We start from the raw sequence: 22,282 nt of genomic DNA, 5'->3' as shown, positions 1-22,282 counted from the left end.
AGCTCGCTTTGTTCAAACCTGCTCAAGCGCTCAAGGCAGCGGTATCAAAATCCTGAAATCCGTGCATCCCGGCCGGCTGGCGCATTCGATCACGCCCATGTGCTGCTGCACGAAAGTCTGCGCCAGGGTCAAGCCCAACCCGCTGCCGCCTTCCCGCCCCGATACCAGGGGATAGAAAATGCGGTCCTGGATTTCGGGTGGAATGCCGGGTCCGTTGTCGATGATATGCAAATCTAATGCCAGTCGATAACGAACCTTGGCCAGCGTCACCTGACGCGCGATGCGGGTCTGGAAAATCAGCTGTGCATCGCCGGCCGCGATGCGCGGTGCGAGCGCCTGGGCAGCGTTATGCGCGATGTTGAGCACGGCCTGGATCAGCTGCTCCTTGTCGCCCCTGAATTCCGGAATCGACAGGTCGTAATCGCGCTTGATCGCCAGCCCGCTCGGAAACTCCGCCGTGATCAGGCTGCGAACGCGCTCGAACACTTCGTGGATATTGACGTCGCCGACGATGTGCGGCCGGCGGTGCGGCGCCAGCAGGCGATCCACCAGCGTTTGCAGCCGGTCCGCCTCCTTGACGATGACCTGCGTGTACTCGCGCAGCTCCTTGAGATGACGTTCGGGCAGTTCCAGCTCCAGCAATTGCGCCGCGCCGCGAATGCCGCCCAGCGGATTCTTGATTTCGTGCGCCAGGTTGCGGATCAATTCCTTGTTGGCCTGGCTCTGGTCCAGCAGGCGCTCTTCGCGGTCGAGCTTCAACTGCTGCACGTTTTCGCGCAGCTCGATGAGAATCGCCATGCCGGGCTTGTCGAGCGCGCTGACGATGCAGTGCACATGCAAGGGCTCGCGGCCGCTTCGTTCCAGCGTCAGATCCTGGCGCCAGTCGGCAAACAGGTTCTCGGTCGCCTGCCTGAATACCGCATTCAACGAGTCGGCATTCAAAAACATTTCAGTAAACCGCAGCTGCGACAGCGCCTTGACGGAGCTTTCGAGCAAATGCTCGGCTGCGGGGTTGGCATACACAACGCGGTTGTCGTCATCCAGGATGATGATCGCCGAAGCCAGCAGATCCAGCCCTTCCAGGCCACGCGGCGGGGTCAAGTTTGTGTTTGAAGCCATGCAGTCAATTATAGAAATTAAAAAGGCCGCATGATGCGGCCTCTTCCTTCAAGCAATTGCCATACCTACTTCAAGTTGGCGATTTCACGCTTGAGCGCCTCGACATTTTTTTCCGTGCGCTCGACTTCCTGTTTCATTGCGGCCGTCCGTTCCTGGTATTTGGCATAGTTGCGTTCACCGCCCTGGCGCTCCGGCTCGCCATTGTTATATTCCTTCTTCAGGCTCGCCAGCTTTTGCTCTTCGTTTTTCAACTCATCGGCCAGGATCTGGCGACGGTCATTGTCACGCGCCTTTTGTGTGCCGCTATCGACCTTGGGAAAATCGCTCGGCGTGGATACCGGTCTCGGTGCCGAAGCCGAAGCCGGACGCACTCTCGTTCCTTCTACGGTGGTGATACCGGGCAGCTCCACGCGCTTGCAGCCTTTTGTGCCGCCGGTATTCTTGTATTCCTTGTTGCCGCGCTCGTCCACGCACAAATACACCTCCGACTGCGCATGCACGTTCGCAGCACAGATCGTCGCCAGCAATACAGCTAAGGAAATGGCAAATTTCATAAATTACTTAATGGAAAGTAACATTTTGGATTGTCAGTTTAGGATAAGAATCAACGGATTACAATTGCTGCTTGACACTTTTCCTCATATTACAACGATTAATTTGCCCTGAAAAAAACTAAAGGGCGGGAAAACCCGCCCTTTAGCTAGCACGCTGTTACTGGATTACAGCGAGTAGTACATGTCGAACTCGATCGGATGAGTCGTCATGCGGAAGCGCTGCAATTCCTGCATCTTCAGCTCGAGGTAGGCATCGATCATGGTGTCGCTGAACACGCCGCCACGGGTCAGGAACTCGCGATCCTTGTCGAGGGCTTCCAGCGCCTGGTCGAGCGAGGAGCACACGGTCGGGATCAGCTTGTCTTCTTCCGGCGGCAGGTGGTACAGGTCCTTGGTCGCTGCTTCGCCCGGATGGATCTTGTTCTGCACGCCGTCCAGACCTGCCATCAGCAGCGCGGCAAAGCCGAGGTACGGGTTCATCAGCGGATCCGGGAAACGTGCCTCGACGCGGCGGCCTTTCGGATTCGCCACGTGGGGAATACGGATCGAAGCCGAACGGTTCTTGGCCGAGTAAGCCAGCTTGACCGGAGCTTCAAAGCCAGGAACCAGACGCTTGTACGAGTTGGTGCCCGGGTTGGTGATCGCATTCAGTGCGCGAGCATGCTTGATGATACCGCCGATGTAGTATAGGGCGAACTCGGACAGACCGGCATAGCCGTCGCCGGCGAACAGGTTCTTGCCATCCTTCCAGACGGACTGGTGCACGTGCATGCCCGAACCGTTATCGCCAACCAGCGGCTTCGGCATGAAGGTCGCGGTCTTGCCGTAGGTGTGAGCGACGTTCCAGATCACGTATTTCTGGGTCTGGGTCCAGTCAGCGCGTTCCACCAGGGTGGAGAACTTGGTGCCCAGCTCGTTCTGGCCGGCGCCGGCCACTTCGTGGTGGTGCACTTCAACCGGAATGCCCAGGGATTCGAGGATCATCGACATTTCCGAACGCATATCCTGGAAGCTGTCGACCGGCGGAACCGGGAAGTAGCCGCCCTTGACGGTCGGACGATGACCGGTGTTGCCGCCTTCGAACTTCTCGCCGGTGGACCAGGAAGCTTCTTCGGAATCGATCTTCACGAAGCAGCCGGACATGTCGGCTTTCCAGCGCACGCTGTCAAAGATGAAGAATTCGGGTTCCGGACCGAAATAGGCGGTATCGCCCAGTCCGGTGGACTTCAGGTAGGCTTCGGCGCGCTTGGCGATCGAGCGTGGATCGCGGTCATAGCCCTTGCCGTCGGACGGTTCGATCACGTCGCACTGCATGAACATCGTGGTCTCTTCCATGAAAGGATCGATGTTAGCGGTGTTCGGATCGGGAATCAGGATCATGTCAGATGCCTCGATACCCTTCCAGCCGGCGATCGATGAACCATCGAAGGCGTGGCCGGATTCGAACTTGTCAGCGTCGAAATGCGAAACTGGCACGGAAACGTGTTGTTCCTTGCCCCGGGTATCAGTAAAACGGAGATCAACGAATTTGACTTCGTTGTCTTTTACCATCTTCAAGACCTCTGCGACCGTTCTTGCCATGCGAATCTCCTAAATGTAAGCGGAAATTAAATACAAAATTTCAAATTGAAATTGAACCGACCGTCAGCGAAAACCGCATCGCAAACGTGCTTGAGCAAAATCAATAATTCACCCAGGAATGATAGCAGGTTCCATGCCATCAACTGAACACAAAAATTCTTCCAAACGAATAAGAAAATAAGGCTTTTACATATCAAAATGCGTTAAATCCGGTAATTCCCAAAAATGCCACGCACCAATATGATGCAATAAAAATTTATTGCACTATTTTGGGGATATGACACGAATACGTCGCCATAGTGCACCAGTTTGGTGACTCACTTATCCAGCCTCATCAAGCCCGATCTATCGGTCTGGCGGACAGGACTATAATCGTTCCCACATTATTTGGATGGATAATCCCATGACAACTAAAGATGAAATTCTGGCAAGAGCTGGGGAGCGCGCCAAGGAAAACAATTTGCCGTACGCCGGCGCGGTTACTCCCCAGGAAGCCTATGTCCTGCTGCAGGCCGATCCGCATACGAAGCTGGTGGACGTGCGTACTGCCGCGGAACGAGACTGGGTCGGTCGGGTTGCGGTGCCCGAGGAACAGCATCAGGCAGTCCAATGGAATCTGTATCCGGGCGGCGTCCATAATCCCGATTTCGTTGCCCAACTGGCACAAGCTGCCGGCAAGGATGACACCATCTTGTTCCTGTGCCGCTCAGGCGTGCGTTCGCGGCATGCCGCCAAGCTTGCGACCGAACAGGGGTACAAGCATTGCTACGATATCCTGGAAGGATTCGAGGGCGACAAGGACCAGCATGGCCATCGCAAGACCGTTTCCGGCTGGTGCAAGCACAACCTGCCCTGGATCGGCGCCTGAGCACAAGCCTTGGCACCCAAACAAGGCAGCTGAATTGCACAGCATTTAGGTCGCGCGCCGTTTAAATCACGCGTTGAAGTCGCGTGCCGGTTCACGCGCTTCGCCGGCCTCCATCAGCCACTGGATGCGCTTGCGCACCAGATTGATATGGCTGCGCAAGCCGTACAGTTCTTCGGCAAAGGAAAGCGGGATCGAGACATGGTTGGCCTTTTCCTCGATCTCGTCCAGGCGCTGCAACTGTTCCCGGTAGACGGTCGCCCGCTCGGGTGGCGGCACATCTTCGATGGCTTGCTCGACGGCGCGCAGCGTGCCATACCAGCGATAGACGCGCGAACGCACCTTCCAGACATAGAGTGGCGGAATGATCCGCGATAGCGGCACCGCCAGCGCACCCACGGCGATGATGACAACCCACATGCGGCTCAGGAAATTGGCCAGCCAAAATGGCAAGTACCGCTCGAGAAACGATGGGCCATTGCGATAATATCGCTCGGCATCCCGCGCAACCGGGATTTCCGTATAGTTTGCAGTCGGAAATGCCTTTTGCGCATTGAACCAGCCGGCGCCGCCATGAATGTTTGCCGCAGCCTGCACAAACAGGTCCATCAGCGCCGGATGCAAATCCTCGCGCGCCACCAGCGTGGCGGTCGGCGCGATCAGGTGAATGTCCTGCGCCGGCAGGTTCTTGCCGAGATCGACGATCCCGCGCGGCAGCACGACATGCGTAAGAAATGGCAGGCGGCGCGTATAGGCTTCCGCCTGCGGAAAGTCCAGCAAGCGGATTCCCGGCGTCTGCAGCAGCATCTGAATCAGCGGCGCATCCGGCGCGGAACTGAATACCACGCCATCGATCCGCCCCGCCAAGAGCTCCACGGTTGCCGGCGTATTGTCCAGCGTGCTCAGGTGCAATGCAGCCGGATCGACATGGTTCGCTTCCAGCAAACTCTTGAACAATTGCGGCACGCCGGTGCCATCCTGGCCGACATTGATGCGCAAGCCTTTCAACTGGCCCAACTCGTTGATCTTTTTGGTACCGCGCAGGAAGATCCAGACCGGTTCCGTAAACAAACTGCCCAATGACACCAGGCCCTGGCGTTCCGCCTCGGACTGCTCTGTCGACCCGCTCTGGACAAAGGCGATATCGATGCCGGAATCGTTATCCTGGAGACGCTTGAGATTTTCCTGGGACCCGGGCGAAGCACGCAATTCGATGGCGATGCCTTGCCTGGCCAAAATTGCAGCATATTTTTTGCCGAATTCTTCATACGCACTGTTTTCCTGCCCGGTAGACATGACGACGTGCTTTGGCGGCGAAGGATCGATGAGCCAATACGCGCCTATGCATAGCGCGAGCACCAGCAAACTTGCCGGGCCGGCCGTGACTATCAGGTCACGCAGGGAGAAACGGGTGAAGCGGAAAATTTTTGGCATAACGAAAGGCAATCAGGAATGCCGACACCATGCCAAGAAACTCCCAGAGGCGCAAGTCACCTGTTGAGGTTTTATGTGATCCGTTTAAATGGACAAGCAATGAAAAAGAGCGACCTTAGCCGCTCCTTTTTATCTTCTTTCAATTTACGAAATCGCCAGATTTTACGTCCGCATAACAGGCCAGGCCTCGTGTTTCGTCGACGGCAGCATATCAGCATGAGTGCGGCCTTTCTCATCAACCTCATGCAAAAATTTTGCGGCAATATCGAACCATTGTTCGTTTGGCAGAAGTCCGATTACTACAGGGAAAAGTTTTTCCTCTTCCTTGGCAAAACGCTCATGCAAATGATGGCAGTACTGCTCCATTTCCGAACAAAGCTTTTTTACACCGGTAACGCCCTGCTCGAATGCATAGCGCCATTGGTCGTGCAAGGCACGCAAGAGATCCATGCAGCGTGAACTCAGGTTTTCCAGTTCTGCAAGAATGGGATCGGCCTTGCGGGTCGATTGACGGATCGCCGGAATGACGTATGTTTCCACCTTCCGCTTATGACAATATTCTTCAAACTGCTCCAGCTTGGAAATGGCGCTCTCCAGACACGCCCTATTGATGTTGTGGAGATTCTGCAAGATATTCAGAATTTGGGCATGCAGGCTGGAAAGCATGCTACGGGCGTTTTTTTGTTCCACTGACAATGTCACAAGGGAATAAGTGGCGGTCAACATATCGAATTACCTCCTTTTCCGCGCTATTTGATTGCTAGCAATCAAAAATTGATGGCTTGTCTCTTGATTTCTTATAAACGACGTCTTGTTTTTTATTGACGCCTGTTACTTTGCAGCTTGGAGAAGGATTATATGAACAGGTCCTACAATCCAATTTGAGCCAGATCAACGTGAACATAGACGTCGAAATAGCAATTTTTACAACATTTTTCTTTCCTGTTTTGCAAAACAAAAATGCCCAACATTGACGCATTAATAAGATGCGCCCCTGTTAGGCATGACTTCCTAAATTCGGTTCCCGCAGTCTGTCAGACAAAACCGACAATCGACTCTTTGAAATTATTCGAGCTTTGCTGCGTGTTCGCGGGTGGCGTGAAAGGTTAATTGCGGCCAGCGTTCCTGCACATGTCGCAAGTTAACCGCAGATGAGGCCAGATAAGCCATATTTCCAGCAGCATCGAAAGCCACGTTATTTCCAGCAATTGATTTCTCGAAATCAGCCAATGCTTTTTTGTCATCGCTCGAGATCCAACGGGCGGTATTGATGCTGGTGCCCTCGAAGACAGCGTCGACACCATATTCGTTCAACAGGCGGCTGGCGACCACCTCGAACTGCAGCACCCCGACCGCGCCGAGAATGAGATCGCCGCCATGCACCGGCTTGAAAACCTGTACCGCGCCCTCCTCGCCCAATTGCTGCAAGCCTTTGTGCAATTGCTTGATCTTCAGCGGGTTACGGATGCGGACGGTACGGAAGAAGTCCGGGGCAAAATAGGGAATGCCGGTGAATTGCAGCATTTCGCCTTCGGAAAAGCTATCGCCGATCTGCATGTTGCCGTGGTTGGGCAAGCCGATGATATCGCCGGCGTACGCTTCTTCGACCTGCTCGCGCGTCGAGGCCATGAAGGTCACCACGCTGGAGACCTTGATCTCGCGTCCGATGCGCAAGTGCTTCAATTTCATGCCACGCTCGAAACGCCCCGAGCAAACGCGCAGGAAGGCGATGCGGTCGCGGTGCGCGGGATCCATATTGGCCTGGATCTTGAAGACGAAGCCGGAAAACGGCGTTTCCTTCGGATCGACCGAACGGACGGTCGCATCGCGTGGGCGCGGGCCCGGCGCCCAGTCGATCAGGGCGTCGAGGATTTCGCGCACGCCGAAATTGTTGATGGCGGAACCGAAGAACACCGGCGTTTGCTTGCCTGCCAGGTAAGCATCGAGATCGAAGGGATGCGAGGCGCCATGCACCAGTTCAACTTCCATCTTCAGCTGCTCGATCTCGAGCGGGAACATCTCCGCCAGGCGCGGGTTGTCGATTCCCTTGATGACTTCGAAAGTCTGGTCAGCCCGCTCGCTACCGGGTGCAAACAGCAGGATTTCATCGCGCAGCAAGTGGTATACGCCGCGGAAGCTCTTGCCCATGCCGATCGGCCAGGTCACAGGCGCGCACTCGATCTGCAGGACCGATTCGACCTCATCGAGCAATTCGAGCGGATCGCGGGTTTCGCGGTCCATCTTGTTCATGAAGGTCAGGATGGGCGTGTTACGCATGCGGCAAACGTTCAGCAGCTTGATGGTCTGCTCTTCCACGCCCTTGGCGGCGTCGATGACCATCAGCGCCGAATCGACCGCCGTCAGCACGCGGTAGGTATCTTCGGAAAAGTCCTGGTGACCCGGCGTATCCAGAAGATTGACCACATGGTCGCGGTATTCGAACTGCATCACCGAGCTGGCCACGGAAATGCCGCGCTGCTTTTCGATGTCCATCCAGTCGGAGGTGGCGTGACGACCGCTCTTGCGGCCCTTGACGGTGCCGGCAAGCTGGATCGCGCCCGAAAACAGAAGCAGTTTTTCGGTCAGCGTGGTTTTACCCGCGTCCGGGTGGGAAATGATGCCAAAAGTGCGGCGGCGCGCTACTTCACGGGTGATTTGCGCCGCGCTGACAGTGCGTGATTCGCTGGAAGCGGATTCAGGAGCTGCGGCCGCCGGCAGGTCGGATTCGGTAGACATGGAAGGGTAAAGCGTAAAACTCGCAAGTCTACCGGCTCTTGAACACGAAGTCTAATACCCGGGTCGCCTTACCTGCCATGACGGTGGCCGCCATCCCAGTGACCATGGTGATGATGGCCGCGGCCACGCCAGTATGCGGGCGGCGGAGCATAGTAATAAGGAGCGTAGCCAACCATCGGCACCGGTCGCTGGACCACGACAGGAGGCGGCGGCGCGACGACGACCGGAGGAGGCGGAGCAACCACGACAGGCGCGGGATATGCATAACCTCCGGAACCGACGCTGACCGACCAATCGACGCGATCCCTTGCCATGGCAGCCGGGCTCGCTGCCATCAAGCCGGCGCCCAGAATCGCTGCGCCGGTAATCAGGGTAAATAATCTGTTCATTTCTTGCTCCTTGGTGGCCTAAGTTTGTGCAGTTGCTGTACTGTGAATGTAAAGCAGCAAGCGATCGGCAACCAGTGCATGCACGGTAAGTTTTGAAACAATTTGTATCTTGGGCGCGGTCATCTCTCGAATTAAGGGACCATAAAAAAAAGCCCGCAGTGCTTGCGCATTGCGGGCAAAAACAACTCCAGGGGGAGTGTATTGAAGGATCAGGTGCAATGTTAATGAAGTATCAAAAGAAAGTATTTGCGATATCGCAAATACTTGCAGTTTAGATTTTTTGTTATCGCAATGTTGAAAATGAAATTGATTTTGGCTGGCTTGTTAATGATCGCAAGCCCAGTCGTTACCCTGGGATTTGGCTTTGAAGCCGATTGCAGAGACCAGTTTGCCGATGGGGCGGCACCGGAAGTCATCGCAGAAAAACTGGCGGCGAAAACCCGGAAATTATGTTTTGAAGGATTTGCGGTCTTGCATTCCGGCGTATCGCGCACGCCATTATGGTCTGCCGAGCGACTGACGCCAGCCCGGCTTGAACAAGCCAAGACAGTTGAGCGCAAAGATGCCTTTCATGAAGAAAAGCGCATTCCGTTCTGGCAGCGCGCGGAACTCGAAGATTATAAGCGTTCCGGTTTTGATCGCGGCCACTTAAGTCCTGCGGGCGACATGCCGACCGAACAGGCGAAGTTCGACAGTTTTTCGCTGGCCAATATCGTGCCGCAACACCCCAGAAACAATCAGATCCTGTGGGAGGGAATCGAGTACAGCACGCGCGAGCTAGCCTTTGAGCGTGGTGACTTGTACGTGATCACCGGGCCGATTTTCGAGGGTTCCACACTCGAGCGCCTGAATGGACGCGTGCTTGTACCGACCCATCTTTTCAAGGCAATATACGATCCGATAAACAAGGAAGCCGGCGCCTATGTCGCCAAAAACGAAGCTGGCATGGCGTATCAGGTCATCAGCATCGAAGAACTTGAAGCGCGTATCGGCATTCGGCTTTTTCCCACGATGCGGGCAGATATCCGAACAAAGGCAATGGCGCTGCCGCGTCCCCGGCCATACAAGTATCGCAACCGCGATAACAGGCAACGGCAATCTAAAGAATTCATGAGGTAAATACCATGGCACAGTTCAAACCTTTTCAGGATGAGACGACTTCATTGACTCTGGACCAGTTAACCATCGAGAACCGGATGGATCGCATCGCCGTATATGGAAGCTTGCAAATCACGCGCGACAAATCAGGCTTGCAATGGGCACGACAATTAAAGGAATGGCTTGATGCAACAGTGGCGGCGCTGGAGCAAGAGGTATTGCCGGAACAGGTGGAAATCAGACCAAAGGAAAGGATCGAAAACCCATTCAAGTGAAGCACGATCCGGCACATCCGAATCGCCCTCCTCTTGCCGACGATCTTTTCCAGCATAGAAGTCTCTGCCTGCAATATCGCGGCTCAATTCCGAGCTCAATCCTAAGCAATACGTTTCATTTTTCACACCAGTATCCAGGGTTCTGGTGTAAGCTTTGAGAGCGGGCGGAACGATCCGCTCGCTCTTTGAGCAACCATTTTTGTGACAGGCATTATGCAAAATCCTCTACAAATATTATTCAGAGACATCCCGCCATCGGAAGCCATGGATGCTGAAATCCGCAAGCGCGTCGCCAAGCTGGAAAAGCTGTGCAGCGATCTGCTGGGTTGCCAGGTATCGGTCGAATCCGAAGCCAACAAAAAGCAGCAAGGCAAACTGTACCGCGTGCGGGTCGACGTGACCGTGCCGGGTTCTGAGCTGGTTGTAGATGGGTCGCGTACTGCGAATGAAGATGCCTACGTGGCGGTACGCGACAGTTTTGACGCCATCACCCGCCAGGTGGAAGAATATGTGCAGCGTCGCCGCGGCGACGTGAAGTCGCATACCGCATGAACGTGCCTATCGTTCTCTCATAAATGAAAAGGCCTTGGCGCGCTCAGCTCCAAGGCCATCAACATCAGTCGCACCTATCGCGACAATGGCGGTTATATATGCCGCCTCTTCAGTGCAGGTTGTGCTTCAGGTCGGACAGTTCCTGATGCGCCTGCATGACTGCATCGCGGACATTCTGATTCAGATTGCCGGCCTGTTCACACGCTGCCTTGGCCCGATCGCCCAAATCTTCCAGACTATCGACGCACTGGATGATCTGCTGTTCATTCTGTGATTGAATGACCTGCTTGGCCTGACCGGTCTGCTGATCCAGTTCGGTGATGCATTGCTTTAAATCCGAAGGAATATTAGGAGAACTTTGACACGCCTGGCTCATTTGCCTGACGGTTTGCTCGATATGGTTGAAGCGCTGCTGAATTTCGCTGGATTGCATCATCTTGATTCTCCTTGCTTGAAGTTATCCAGAGCTGGCTCTGGTGCAATGACTTTCCACACTCCCCTTTGATTTGACCGCATGCTTGAGCAACGGAGTGCCCTGCCCGTCTTGTAGTTGTTATTTGATAAGGGGGCAATAGTGAAGTTCCAGGCGTACCCGGCTCAAGCCTCGACTTGGGACAAGGCATTCTTGCGCACATAAAAAAGCGCGAGGCTTTGCTCGCGCTTTTTCCGCTTGTTCAGCGGGATTAGAATTTTTCCGGACGCGGAAGTGTCGTCGCTATTACAGCGTCAAGCCGCCGGTGACCTCGATAACCGCGCCATTGATATAGCTTGCCTCATCGGAAGCCAGGAAGGCAAAGGTGTTGGCGATTTCTTCCGGTTGGCCCAGACGCCCCATAGGAACGCGATCTTCCATCGCCTTGATGACATCTGCCGGCATATCCTTGAGGATGGTAGTGGCGATGAAGCCGGGGCAGACGGAATTGACGCGGATGCCCTTGCGGCTCAGTTCGCGGGTCCAGGTCTTGGCCATGCCGATGACGCCGAACTTGGAAGCGGCATAGTTGGTCTGGCCGAAATTGCCGTACAGGCCGACGATGGATGAGGCATTCACGATGCTGCCGGATTTTTGTTCCAGCATGATATCGACCACGGCCTTGGTGCAGTTGAACACGCCTTTCAGGTTGACGTCGATAACCTTGTCGAACTGCGCTTCGGTCATCTTTTTCAGGGTTGCATCCATCACGATGCCCGCATTATTGATCAGCGTATCGATGCGGCCATATTTGGCCATGACGCCATTGACCATGGCCACGATGGTTTCCATCTTGGTGACATCCACGGCAAAGCCGATTGCCTCGCCGCCGGTTTCGCGAATCTGGTTCACCACCGCATCGACGCCAGCCTGATTCATGTCGCAGACGACGACCTTGGCACCTTCCTTGGCGAATTTCAGAGCGGTAGCTTGGCCAATGCCCTGCGCCGATCCGGTGATGATGGAAACCTTGTTAGCGAGTCGCATGTCTTCTCCCCTATTCATAATATGGCTAAAAAAAAGCATCACCGGAACATGGCCGGATAGAGATATTGTAGAACCGGATTTTATGGTTTCATAATGAATTACCGGTCAACTGACATAATTTAACCCATTCACACCTTACAGTTAAGCTAGATCAGCAGGAATTGTGGTTTATTGCTACTTGCAAAATATAATTCGTACCAAATCTTTCGCGATCACAAAACTTCGCACCAAATTAAAACAGCGGCTCGATGGCCGCTGTTTTTTTGGTTCTCTGATTTATTAGCACCGGTGATTGCGGCGCCCCGTCATCAAATCACGTCGCCGGGAATACGCACCCAGCCTTCCATCAGCACGCGCGCGCTGCGGCTCATGATCGCCTTGGTGACGCTCCATTCGCCATTGGCCTGGGTGGCCTCGGCACCGACGCGCAGGGTACCCGAGGGATGGCCAAAGCGTACGGCATTGAGTTCGCCACCGCTGGCGGCCTGGTTCACCAACGTGCCGCGAATCGCCGCCGCCGTGCCGATGGCGACTGCTGCGGTTCCCATCATGGCGTGATGCAGTTTGCCCATGGAGAGTGCGCGCACCAACAGGTCGATATCGGATGCCTTGACTTCCTTGCCGCTGGAAGCGACGTAATCCTTCGGCTTGGCGACGAAGGCGATCTTCGGCGTGTGCTGGCGCTTGGCAGCTTCATCGATATTCTTGATGAGGCCCATGCGCAGCGCACCGTAGGCGCGGATCGTCTCGAAACGAGCCAGGGCATCGGCATCGCCGTTGATGGCTTCCTGCAGCTCCGTGCCGGTATAGCCGATATCTTCAGCGTTCACGAAGATGGTCGGGATGCCGGCATTGATCATGGTGGCCTTGAAGGTGCCCACGCCGGGTACTTCGAGATCGTCGACGAGGTTCCCGGTCGGGAACATCGAGCCGCCGCCCTCGCCTTCGCCTTCATCGGCGGGGTCGAGGAATTCGAGCTGCACTTCGGCAGCCGGGAAAGTGACGCCATCGAGTTCGAAGTCGCCGGTTTCCTGCACCTCGCCATTGGTAATCGGCACGTGCGCAATGATGGTCTTGCTGATATTGGCCTGCCAGATGCGCACGGTCACGGTGCCGTTCTGCGGAATGCGGCTGGCATCGACCAGGCCGCTGGCCACCGCAAAGGAGCCGACAGCCGAAGACAAATTGCCGCAGTTGCCGCTCCAGTCGACGAAAGGCTTGTCGATCGAGACCTGGCCGAACAGGTAATCGACGTCGTGGTCGGGACGGCTGGACTTGGCGACGATGACAGTCTTGCTGGTGCTGGAGGTGGCGCCGCCCATGCCGTCGATCTGCTTGCCGTAGGGGTCGGGGCTGCCGATGACGCGCATGAGCAGCTTGTCGCGAACCTCGCCCGGCACTTGCGCGGCAGGAGGCAAATCCTGCAGGCGGAAGAACACGCCTTTGCTGGTGCCGCCACGCATATAGGTGGCGGGAATCTTAATTTGGGGTACGTGTGCCATTGACTGATTCCTGAAAAAACCGGGCGGTACGTATTAAGTACCGCCCTACTTGGCTTTACGCCGCTTTTGCCGACGACGATTCGAGGAAGTCCTTGGCGAAGCGTTGCAGCACGCCGCCGGCTTCGTAGATCGAGACTTCTTCCGCGGTGTCGAGACGGCAGGTCACCGGCACTTCGACGCGATTGCCATCCTTGCGGTTGATGACCAGGGTCAGGTCCGCGCGCGGCTTGCGCTCGCCGATCACGTCATATGTCTCGGTGCCGTCGAGGCCAAGCGTAATGCGATTGACGCCCGGTTTGAACTCCAGCGGCAGCACGCCCATGCCGATCAGATTGGTGCGATGGATACGCTCGAAGCCTTCGGCAACAATCGCTTCCACGCCGGCCAGACGCACGCCCTTGGCGGCCCAGTCGCGCGAGGAGCCCTGACCGTAGTCAGCGCCGGCGATGATGATCAGCGGCTGCTTGCGATTCATGTAGGTCTCGATGGCTTCCCACATGCGCATGACCTGGCCTTCCGGCTCGACGCGCGCCAGCGAACCGGCTTTCGCCTTGCCTTCGGCATCGCGCACCATCTCGTTCTTCAACGTCGGATTGGCGAAGGTGGCGCGCTGCGCGGTCAGGTGGTCGCCGCGGTGGGTCGCGTAGGAATTGAAGTCTTCTTCCGGCAAGCCCATCTTGGCCAGGTATTCGCCGGCTGCCGAATTCGGCATGATGGCGTTGGACGGCGACAGGTGGTCGGTGGTGATGTTATCCGGCAGCAGGGCCAGCGGACGCATGCCTTTCAGGGTGCGTTCGCCTGCCAGCGCGCCTTCCCAGTACGGCGGACGGCGGATATAGGTCGACATCGGACGCCAGTCGTACAGCGGGCTGACCTTGGAAGCATCTTCCTTCTTGATGGTGAACATCGGCTCGTAGACGTTGCGGAACATCTCCGGCTTGACGCTCGTCTTCATGATGGCATCGATCTCTTCGTCCGAAGGCCAGATATCCTTCAGGCGGATTTCCTTGCCATCGACTACGGTCAGCACATCCTGTTCGATATCGAAACGCACCGTGCCGGCGATCGCGTAGGCCACCACCAGCGGCGGCGAAGCCAGGAAGGCTTGCTTGGCGTACGGGTGGATGCGGCCGTCGAAATTGCGGTTGCCCGACAATACGGCGGTCGCGTACAGGTCACGGTCGATAATCTCTTGCTGGATCTTCGGATCGAGCGCGCCGGACATGCCATTGCACGAGGTGCAGGCATAGGCGACGATGCCGAAGCCGAGCTTTTCCAGTTCGGGCAACAGACCCGCTTCCTTCAGGTACAGCTCGACCACCTTGGAGCCTGGAGCCAGCGACGACTTCACCCAGGGCTTGCGCACCAGGCCCAGCTTGTTGGCATTGCGCGCCAGCAGACCTGCGGCGATCACGTTGCGCGGGTTGGAGGTGTTGGTGCAGCTGGTGATGGCGGCGATGATCACGGCGCCGTCCGGCATCTGGCCGGGGACCTCTTCCCACTTGCCGGCGATGCCCTTGGCGACCAGCTCGGCAGTTGCCACACGGGCGTGCGGGTTCGACGGACCTGCCATGTTGCGCACGACAGTCGACAGGTCGAACTTCAGCACGCGCTCGTACACGGCATTCTTGAGCGAATCCGACCACAGGCCGGCTTCCTTGGCATAGGTTTCCACCAGCTTGACTTGCTCGTCATCGCGGCCGGTCAGCTTCAGGTATTCGAGGGTTTGCTGGTCGATCGAGAACATCGCCGCGGTGGCGCCATATTCAGGAGCCATGTTGGAGATGGTCGCGCGGTCGCCCAGGGTCAGGCTGGCAGCGCCTTCGCCGTAGAACTCGAGATAGGAGCCGACCACTTTCGACTTGCGCAGGAATTCGGTCAGCGCCAGCACGATATCGGTGGCGGTGATGCCCGGCTGACGACGGCCGGAAAGTTCGACGCCGACGATTTCCGGCAGGCGCATCCACGAGGCGCGGCCGAGCATGACGTTTTCGGCTTCCAGGCCGCCCACGCCGACGGCGATCACGCCCAGCGCATCGACGTGCGGCGTGTGCGAGTCGGTGCCGACGCAAGTGTCCGGGTAGGCGACGCCGTGATCGTTGTGAATCACCGGCGACATCTTTTCCAGGTTGATCTGGTGCATGATGCCGTTACCCGGCGGGATCACGTCGACATTCTTGAATGCCAGCTTGGTCCAGTTGATGAAGTCGAAGCGGTCTTCATTGCGACGATCTTCGATGGCGCGGTTTTTTGCGAAGGCATCGGGATCGAAGCCACCGCACTCGACGGCCAGCGAATGGTCGACAATCAGCTGCACCGGCACGACGGGATTGACCTTGGCCGGGTCGCCGCCTTGATCGGCGATGGCGTCACGCAGGCCGGCGAGATCCACCAGCGCGGTCTGGCCGAGAATGTCGTGGCAGACCACGCGTGCCGGGAACCAGGGGAAGTCGCGTTCACGCTTGCGCTCGATGAGCTGGATCAGGCATTCGTTGAGGATGGCAGGATCGCAGCGGCGCACGAGATTCTCGGCATGCACGCGCGACGTGTACGGGAGCGTATCCCAGGAGCCGGGCTTGATGGCTTCGACAGCGGCACGCGCGTCGAAATAATCCAGCTTGGTGCCCGGCAGGTTTTTGCGGTAGGAAGTATTCATGAATCAGTCCTCGATATTCAGGCGGCCAGGCTTGCCATGAATTATGGCAAGCCTGAAACGTCGGAAAGACGGCGTAGCGAGCGGTACATGGGCATGCCGAGAAGCGCAACCGTACTTGAGTACGGTGAGCATCGCAGGCTTGTCCATGGATCGCGCAGTAGCCGGATGCCGACGTTTTACTTGCGGTCCTTCAGCGGCACAAACTTCAGATCTTCCGGGCCAACGTAGTTCGCGCTCGGGCGGATGATCTTGTTGTCGATGCGTTGCTCGATGATGTGCGCGGACCAGCCGGAAGTACGGGCGATGACGAAAAGCGGCGTAAACATCGCGGTCGGCACGCCCATCATGTGGTACGACACAGCCGAGAACCAGTCGAGGTTCGGGAACATCTTCTTGATATCCCACATGACGGTTTCCAGGCGCTCGGCGATATCGAACATCTTCATCGAACCGGCTTCCTGCGACAGCTGGCGCGCCACTTCCTTGATGACCTTGTTGCGCGGGTCGGAAATGGTGTACACCGGATGGCCAAAGCCGATCACGACTTCCTTGTTCTCGACGCGCTTCTTGATGTCTGCTTCCGCCTCATCCGGATTGTCGTAGCGTTTCTGGATTTCGAAGGCGACTTCATTGGCGCCGCCATGCTTCGGGCCGCGCAGCGCGCCGATGGCGCCGGTGATGGCCGAGTACATGTCGGAACCCGTGCCGGCGATGACGCGGCCGGTGAAAGTCGAGGCGTTGAACTCATGCTCGGCGTACAGGATCAGCGAGGTGTGCATCGCTTTTTCCCACGATGCCGACGGCTTTTCGCCATGCAGCAGGTGCAGGAAGTGACCGCCGATGGAGTCATCATCGGTTTCCACTTCGATGCGGCGGCCGTTATTGCTGAAGTGGTACCAGTACAGCAGCATGGAGCCGAGCGATGCCATCAGGCGGTCGGCGATATCGCGCGCGCCCGGCGTGTTGTGGTCATCCTTTTCCGGCAGCGCGCAACCCAGCGCCGAGACGCCGGTGCGCATGACATCCATCGGATGCGAAGCGGCGGGCAAGGCTTCCAGCACGGCTTTCACGTTCGCCGGCAGGCCGCGCAGGGCTTTCAGCTTGGCCTTGTAGGCCTTCAGCTCGGCGGCGTTAGGCAGCTTGCCGTGCACCAGCAGGTGGGCGATTTCCTCGAATTCGCAGGCATCCGCTACGTCCAGGATGTCGTAACCACGGTAATGCAAGTCGTTGCCACTGCGGCCGACAGTACACAAGGCGGTGTTACCTGCTGCAACGCCCGACAGGGCCACGGACTTCTTCGGCTTGAAACCGCTGGTTTGTTGTTCGCTCATCGTCTTCTCCTAGATCAGAATGTCAATTCAATACGGTAAAAAAGAATTACTTGGCTTTTTGCTGGGCGAACAGCGCATCCAGCTTTTGCTCGAAGTCGTGATAGTTGATGCGCTCGTACAGCTCCATGCGGGTTTGCATGGTATCGACCACATTCTTTTGCGTGCCGTCGCGGCGAATCGCGGTGTAGACGTTTTCCGCTGCCTTGTTCATGGCGCGGAACGCCGACAGCGGATACAGCACCAGGCCGACATCGACCGACTTCAGCTCTTCGACGGTATACAGGGGCGTGGCACCGAACTCGGTGATATTGGCCAGCACCGGCACCTTCACGGCGTCGGCGAAAGTCTTGTACATGTCGAGCTGGGTGATCGCTTCCGGGAAGATCATGTCGGCGCCGGCTTCGACGCAAGCCTGGGCGCGGTCGAGCGCGGCTTCCAGGCCTTCGACGGCGAGCGCGTCGGTGCGCGCCATGATGACGAAGTTTTCATCGGTGCGGGCGTCCACCGCTGCCTTGATGCGGTCGACCATTTCCTGCTTGCTGACGATTTCCTTGTTGGGACGATGGCCGCAGCGCTTGGCGCCGACTTGGTCTTCGATATGGATGGCGGCGGCGCCAAACTTGATCATCGACTTGACGGTGCGGGCGACGTTGAAGGCCGAGGAACCGAAACCGGTATCGACGTCCACCAGCAACGGCAGGTCGCACACGTCGGTGATGCGGCGCACGTCGGTCAGGACATCGTCGAGGTTGGAAATGCCGAGGTCAGGCAAGCCGAGCGAACCGGCTGCGACGCCGCCACCGGACAGATAGATTGCCTTGAAGCCGGCACGCTTGGCCAGCAAGGCGTGGTTGGCATTGATGGCGCCGACAACTTGCAAGGGGGCTTCTTCTTTTACCGCTTTGCGGAAGGCTGCGCCTGCGGAGATTTGGGTCATGTATGCACCTTTATGTGGGTGAAATGTGTTGCAATGGTGCTAGTACTTTGCAATGGCTGTGCCAGGCTTTTGCCAGGTTCCTGACAACCTTGCGTCTGTCAAATTTAGATTTTCAATTCAATTACTTACGTAAAGATTGTGAAAAATGCAATTTCCAACGCAGCTTTCCCTATGTTTCATTCAGCGTTACAATTGAAACGAATGAAACGTAAAATGAAACATGACACGTCCTACTTTTCCTCCGCGCGAAGGCGCTGACAAGCCGGTCATCTGGACCGTCTCGATCTCGCGCCTGTTCGACTTGTTCCGCGACATCATGGTCGAGTTCAATGACCGTGCCACGATCGAGCCGATCCACCTTGGCTTCGAAGATGCCGTGCAGCATATCCGCGAACGCATGGCCACAGAACGCTGCGACGCCATCATCGCCGCCGGTTCCAATGCCGCCTATCTGAAAAGCCGCATCGCCGCCGTGCCGGTAGTGGTCGCCAAGGCCAGCGGCTTCGATGTGATGCAGGCGCTGGCGCGCGCGCGCAAGATTTCGCCCGATATCGGCATCGTCACCTATCAGGAAACCATGCCGGCCTTGGCGCAGTTCCAGGAAACCTTTGGACTGAAACTGGTACAGCGCACTTACGCCACCGAAGAAGATGCCCGCGCCGCGATCAGCGAATTGAAAGCCGCCGGGGTCAAGGCCGTGGTCGGCGCCGGGCTGATCACCGACCTGGCCGAGGAAGCAGGCTTGACCGGCGTGTTCCTGTATTCGGCAGCCACCATCAGGCAGGCGTTCGAAGATGCGCTGGAAATCGCCCGCTTCACGCAACTGGAAACCTCCCGCAGCCGGTTGCATCCGCAAGCGGACTCGCTGCGCGCGCGCCACGGCCTGAACGACTTGCGCGGCGAGTCCGAAGCCATGGAACGCGTGCGGAGGTCGATCGCCCTCTTTGCCCGTTCGCCTGCCACCGTGCTGATCCAGGGCGAGACCGGCACCGGCAAGGAACTGGTGGCACAGGCAATCCATCGCGAAAGTCCGCGCACACGCCATCCCTTCGTCGCCATCAATTGCGGCGCGGTGGCTGAATCGCTGCTGGAATCCGAACTGTTCGGCTACGAAGAAGGCGCATTCACCGGCTCGCGCCGCGGCGGCCATGCCGGCCTGTTCGAAGCCGCCAATCACGGCACGCTATTCCTGGACGAGATCGGCGAGATGCCGCCGCCGCTGCAGACCCGCCTGTTGCGGGTGCTGGAAGAACGCGAAGTGGTGCGCGTCGGCGGCACCCGGCCAATTCCGGTGGATGTGCGCATCGTGTCTGCCACGCATTGCGACCTGGAGGCGCGCATTCGCGATGGGCGCTTTCGTGCCGACCTGTTTTATCGCCTGGGCGTGCTGCGCGTGAGCTTGCCGCCCTTGCGTGAACGAACAGACGATCTGGTCGCGCTGGCGGAATGGTGTCTGAAGAATGCGCTGGCGGCGCTCAATGTGAGGCCGCACGCCAACCTGCATGCCGAAGTCGTCGCCTGCGCGCCGCTCCTGGCCAGTTATGCCTGGCCTGGCAATGTACGCGAATTGCGCAATCTGATGGAGCGCCTGGCGCTGTTCCTGGCGGCGAATCCTTTGCAAGCCTTGACGCCGAACTTCGTGCTGGGAGTAGCGCCGGAACTGTTACAGCAATCCGCCGGGACTAATCTGCCAATACCAGTCAGCACGCCGGTAGCATTACCACAGGAAAATATTGCCGAAGTGCTGGCGCGCTTTGGCGGCAACCGGGAAGCGGCAGCCAGACATCTCGGTATCAGCCGCACTACCCTTTGGCGCAAGTTACGGGAACTGAAATAGGTAGAGATAGGCAAATCGCAGCCGATACCGCATATGTATTTATCAGCCCAGTTTCGAACGGTCTTACATGTCGCCCAAGCAGTCATTCGCCCCGGCTAACGCTCCAGCTCGGGATAATGCCGGAAGATTCCCTCTTCAGAAAAAGGCAGGCGGCGCTCCGACGCCAGGTAAGCGGCGATATTCGGGCGCTCCTGCACCCGATCGTGCAGTTCGACCAGGCGCGGATAATCGGGCTCCTGCTTTTGCATCGCGCGCGGAAACGCATACCGCAAGCCTTCGATCACCTGGAAGATCGACAAATCCACGTACGATAGCTTGCTCCCGACCATGAAGTCGCCGCGACGGGGATTGGCCGCATGGACCTGCTCAAAGTAGCCAAGGAATTTCGGCAAGCGGCTATCGATGAATTCCCGTGCCCGCTTTTTGGCTTCTTTCTTTTGATCGTCGTAATACAGGTTCACCGAGATGGGATGATGGGTATCGTGCACTTCGACCACCAGGTCGGCCACGGTCAATTGAAGCTGATGCGCCCACAACCGTCCGGCTTCGTCGCGCGGCGCCAAGCCCAGTTTGCTCCCGAGGTAAAGCAGGATATTCGCCGTCTGCCCGATCAGGAAATCGCCATCCTTCAAAAACGGCGGGGCAAACGACACTCTGCCTGAAGCGCCCTCTTCCAGCAATGTCATCATGGCTGCCATGCCGCCACCCTGCCGGGCCGGCTGGCGTGCCACATCAATATATTCGGCCGCCGCTTCTTCCAGCGCCAGGCGCACGAATTCGCCGCGTCCTTGAATATCAGGCCAGTAATAGAGTTCGTATGCCATGCCTGCCTCCGGTGCCGTCCGCATATCTGCATTATCGTCAATTGGTAAGCGAAGTGCGGCATCCGTATCAAATGTCCACACGATATTTATTTATTACAATTTTTCAGGTAGTCTCTGCGTCTTGCAGCCAGGCATTAAACGTAGATGAAAATGTAGATAAAAGCCGGCGACTCTTACACGAGGAAGTCTTGTGAAATCGAGCTTAGTTGTCCCTGACCTGTCGGCGAAAGATGCCGACGACTTGCTGGAACGCGCTGTTGTCCGTACTTTTCCGCGTAACACCATCATCATTAACGAAGGCGACGCCCCCAACGGGGTCTACTTCATCATCTCGGGCACGGTACGGATTTTCCTGGCGGATGAGGAAGGCAACCAGATCGTCATTTCGACCATGGGCGCGGGCGATTATTTCGGTGAAATGGCGCTGGAGCCAGGGTCGCGCTCTGCTTCCGTGATGGCAATGGAGCCGGTGAAGCTGGCCATCATTACTCTCGAAGATTTTCGCAGCTTCCTGCGCAGCCACCCGGACTTTATTTTTTCCCTGCTCGGCAAGCTCATCCGCCGTACAAGGGCATTGAACCGTAACATCAAGAGCCTGGCGCTGCTGGATGTCTACGGCCGGCTGGTGCAGTTGCTCAATGACCTGGCCGAAACCGTCGATGGCGAACGGATGATCCTGGCCCCGCTGACCCAGCAGGAAATCGCCAGCCGGATCGGTTGCTCGCGCGAGATGGTCAGCAAGATCATGAAAGACCTCGTCGCCGGCGAATACCTCGATATCTCGCGCAAGCGTATCGTGATCAAGCGCCGTTTGCCGACCTCATGGTAGCGGGACGATACCAGTCGCTGCCGATTTCCTTCGCCACTTCAGCTTGCGCCCTCGACTGGGCCACCATGTAATTGCACATCGCCGTCAGGTGCTGCATGCGTTGGGCAACCAGGTCAAGTTCCGCTTCATTGGCTGCAATCGGTTGTTCCGGCCGACGCCGGCGATCCCTGCCTTCACGACGGTCGTACAGCACAAACCCCTCTTCAGTGACATACGGAGGCGCCTTGTGCGGCGCCACACGTCTTTCTTCGCGAGCACGCTCCACCATGACCCGGCTTTCCTGAAAATCTAGATCCATCGCATT

At 57.2% G+C, this 22,282-nt stretch carries 21 protein-coding genes; 6 read left to right on the top strand and 15 right to left on the bottom strand.

Annotation, left to right across the window (positions count from 1 at the left end; genetic code table 11):
* Window positions 1-30: 30 nt before the first annotated feature.
* The 3 genes from glnL to glnA form a co-directional block, all read right to left on the bottom strand.
* Window positions 31-1,119, bottom strand: coding sequence for a nitrogen regulation protein NR(II) (glnL, locus tag EDC30_RS15950; RefSeq protein WP_132259847.1), 1,089 nt, complete (start codon window positions 1,117-1,119; stop codon window positions 31-33).
* 65 nt (window positions 1,120-1,184) lie between these two features.
* Entirely contained in the window at window positions 1,185-1,673 is a 489-nt protein-coding gene (locus EDC30_RS15945; RefSeq protein ID WP_132259846.1) for a DUF4124 domain-containing protein, read from the bottom strand.
* Between the two features lie 165 nt (window positions 1,674-1,838).
* A complete protein-coding gene (glnA, locus tag EDC30_RS15940) occupies window positions 1,839-3,254 on the bottom strand; it encodes a type I glutamate--ammonia ligase (protein ID WP_132259845.1) in 1,416 nt (471 codons plus the stop codon).
* Between the two features lie 403 nt (window positions 3,255-3,657).
* On the opposite strand from glnA, the gene EDC30_RS15935 reads away from it, so the two are divergent.
* Window positions 3,658-4,122, top strand: coding sequence for a rhodanese-like domain-containing protein (locus tag EDC30_RS15935; RefSeq protein WP_132259844.1), 465 nt, complete (start codon window positions 3,658-3,660; stop codon window positions 4,120-4,122).
* A gap of 66 nt (window positions 4,123-4,188) precedes the next feature.
* Here the strand turns inward: EDC30_RS15935 and EDC30_RS15930 are convergent, their stop codons facing one another.
* The 4 genes from EDC30_RS15930 to EDC30_RS15915 all read right to left on the bottom strand — a co-directional run bounded on the left by EDC30_RS15930 (window position 4,189) and on the right by EDC30_RS15915 (window position 8,678).
* Window positions 4,189-5,553, bottom strand: a complete 1,365-nt coding sequence (locus EDC30_RS15930) for a TAXI family TRAP transporter solute-binding subunit (protein WP_132259843.1) — start codon at window positions 5,551-5,553, stop codon at window positions 4,189-4,191.
* A gap of 162 nt (window positions 5,554-5,715) precedes the next feature.
* The gene (locus tag EDC30_RS15925; RefSeq protein WP_132259842.1) at window positions 5,716-6,279 is read right to left on the bottom strand and encodes a hemerythrin domain-containing protein; all 564 of its coding nucleotides are present in this window, start codon (window positions 6,277-6,279) and stop codon (window positions 5,716-5,718) included.
* A gap of 339 nt (window positions 6,280-6,618) precedes the next feature.
* Window positions 6,619-8,289 carry a peptide chain release factor 3 gene (locus tag EDC30_RS15920; protein WP_132259841.1) on the bottom strand — a complete coding sequence of 557 codons (1,671 nt, stop codon included), beginning with the start codon at window positions 8,287-8,289 and terminating at the stop codon, window positions 6,619-6,621.
* Window positions 8,290-8,357: 68 nt separating this feature from the next.
* Window positions 8,358-8,678: a hypothetical protein gene (locus EDC30_RS15915; protein ID WP_132259840.1), complete on the bottom strand. Its 321-nt coding sequence runs from the start codon at window positions 8,676-8,678 to the stop codon at window positions 8,358-8,360.
* A gap of 246 nt (window positions 8,679-8,924) precedes the next feature.
* Between EDC30_RS15915 and EDC30_RS15910 the strand changes: the two genes are divergently transcribed.
* From EDC30_RS15910 to EDC30_RS15900, 3 genes are all read left to right on the top strand, one after another.
* Window positions 8,925-9,797 (top strand): DNA/RNA non-specific endonuclease, encoded by an 873-nt coding sequence (locus tag EDC30_RS15910; protein WP_207907307.1) that lies wholly within the window; start codon window positions 8,925-8,927, stop codon window positions 9,795-9,797.
* Window positions 9,798-9,802: 5 nt separating this feature from the next.
* A complete protein-coding gene (locus EDC30_RS15905) occupies window positions 9,803-10,051 on the top strand; it encodes a hypothetical protein (protein ID WP_132259839.1) in 249 nt (82 codons plus the stop codon).
* Window positions 10,052-10,264: 213 nt separating this feature from the next.
* Window positions 10,265-10,603: an HPF/RaiA family ribosome-associated protein gene (locus EDC30_RS15900; protein WP_132259838.1), complete on the top strand. Its 339-nt coding sequence runs from the start codon at window positions 10,265-10,267 to the stop codon at window positions 10,601-10,603.
* A gap of 109 nt (window positions 10,604-10,712) precedes the next feature.
* On the opposite strand, the gene EDC30_RS15895 is transcribed toward EDC30_RS15900, so the two are convergent.
* The 6 genes from EDC30_RS15895 to prpB form a co-directional block, all read right to left on the bottom strand.
* A complete protein-coding gene (locus EDC30_RS15895) occupies window positions 10,713-11,039 on the bottom strand; it encodes a hypothetical protein (RefSeq protein WP_132259837.1) in 327 nt (108 codons plus the stop codon).
* Window positions 11,040-11,321: 282 nt separating this feature from the next.
* Entirely contained in the window at window positions 11,322-12,062 is a 741-nt protein-coding gene (gene fabG, locus EDC30_RS15890) for a 3-oxoacyl-ACP reductase FabG (RefSeq protein WP_132259836.1), read from the bottom strand.
* Window positions 12,063-12,370: 308 nt separating this feature from the next.
* Entirely contained in the window at window positions 12,371-13,564 is a 1,194-nt protein-coding gene (gene prpF, locus EDC30_RS15885) for a 2-methylaconitate cis-trans isomerase PrpF (RefSeq protein WP_132259835.1), read from the bottom strand.
* A gap of 55 nt (window positions 13,565-13,619) precedes the next feature.
* Complete coding sequence (acnD, locus tag EDC30_RS15880) at window positions 13,620-16,220, bottom strand: Fe/S-dependent 2-methylisocitrate dehydratase AcnD (protein WP_132259834.1); 2,601 nt, start codon at window positions 16,218-16,220, stop codon at window positions 13,620-13,622.
* Between the two features lie 176 nt (window positions 16,221-16,396).
* Window positions 16,397-17,551: a bifunctional 2-methylcitrate synthase/citrate synthase gene (gene prpC, locus EDC30_RS15875; RefSeq protein ID WP_132259833.1), complete on the bottom strand. Its 1,155-nt coding sequence runs from the start codon at window positions 17,549-17,551 to the stop codon at window positions 16,397-16,399.
* A gap of 46 nt (window positions 17,552-17,597) precedes the next feature.
* Complete coding sequence (prpB, locus tag EDC30_RS15870) at window positions 17,598-18,488, bottom strand: methylisocitrate lyase (protein ID WP_132259832.1); 891 nt, start codon at window positions 18,486-18,488, stop codon at window positions 17,598-17,600.
* A gap of 220 nt (window positions 18,489-18,708) precedes the next feature.
* On the opposite strand from prpB, the gene prpR reads away from it, so the two are divergent.
* Window positions 18,709-20,325 carry a propionate catabolism operon regulatory protein PrpR gene (gene prpR, locus EDC30_RS15865; protein WP_132259831.1) on the top strand — a complete coding sequence of 539 codons (1,617 nt, stop codon included), beginning with the start codon at window positions 18,709-18,711 and terminating at the stop codon, window positions 20,323-20,325.
* A 95-nt stretch (window positions 20,326-20,420) separates the two neighbouring features.
* On the opposite strand, the gene EDC30_RS15860 is transcribed toward prpR, so the two are convergent.
* Window positions 20,421-21,149: a glutathione S-transferase gene (locus tag EDC30_RS15860; protein ID WP_132259830.1), complete on the bottom strand. Its 729-nt coding sequence runs from the start codon at window positions 21,147-21,149 to the stop codon at window positions 20,421-20,423.
* Window positions 21,150-21,339: 190 nt separating this feature from the next.
* Between EDC30_RS15860 and EDC30_RS15855 the strand changes: the two genes are divergently transcribed.
* On the top strand, window positions 21,340-21,978 hold the full coding sequence (locus tag EDC30_RS15855) for a Crp/Fnr family transcriptional regulator (RefSeq protein ID WP_132259829.1): 639 nt from the start codon (window positions 21,340-21,342) through the stop codon (window positions 21,976-21,978).
* Here the strand turns inward: EDC30_RS15855 and EDC30_RS15850 are convergent.
* Window positions 21,950-22,276: a hypothetical protein gene (locus EDC30_RS15850; protein ID WP_132259828.1), complete on the bottom strand. Its 327-nt coding sequence runs from the start codon at window positions 22,274-22,276 to the stop codon at window positions 21,950-21,952. The two genes, EDC30_RS15855 and EDC30_RS15850, sit on opposite strands and share 29 nt — an antisense overlap.
* Window positions 22,277-22,282 lie beyond the last annotated feature (6 nt).

It is taken from the genome of Paucimonas lemoignei, assembly GCF_004342585.1.
GTDB lineage: Bacteria > Pseudomonadota > Gammaproteobacteria > Burkholderiales > Burkholderiaceae_D > Paucimonas > Paucimonas lemoignei.
This window is presented reverse-complemented; position numbering and strand designations above follow the sequence as displayed.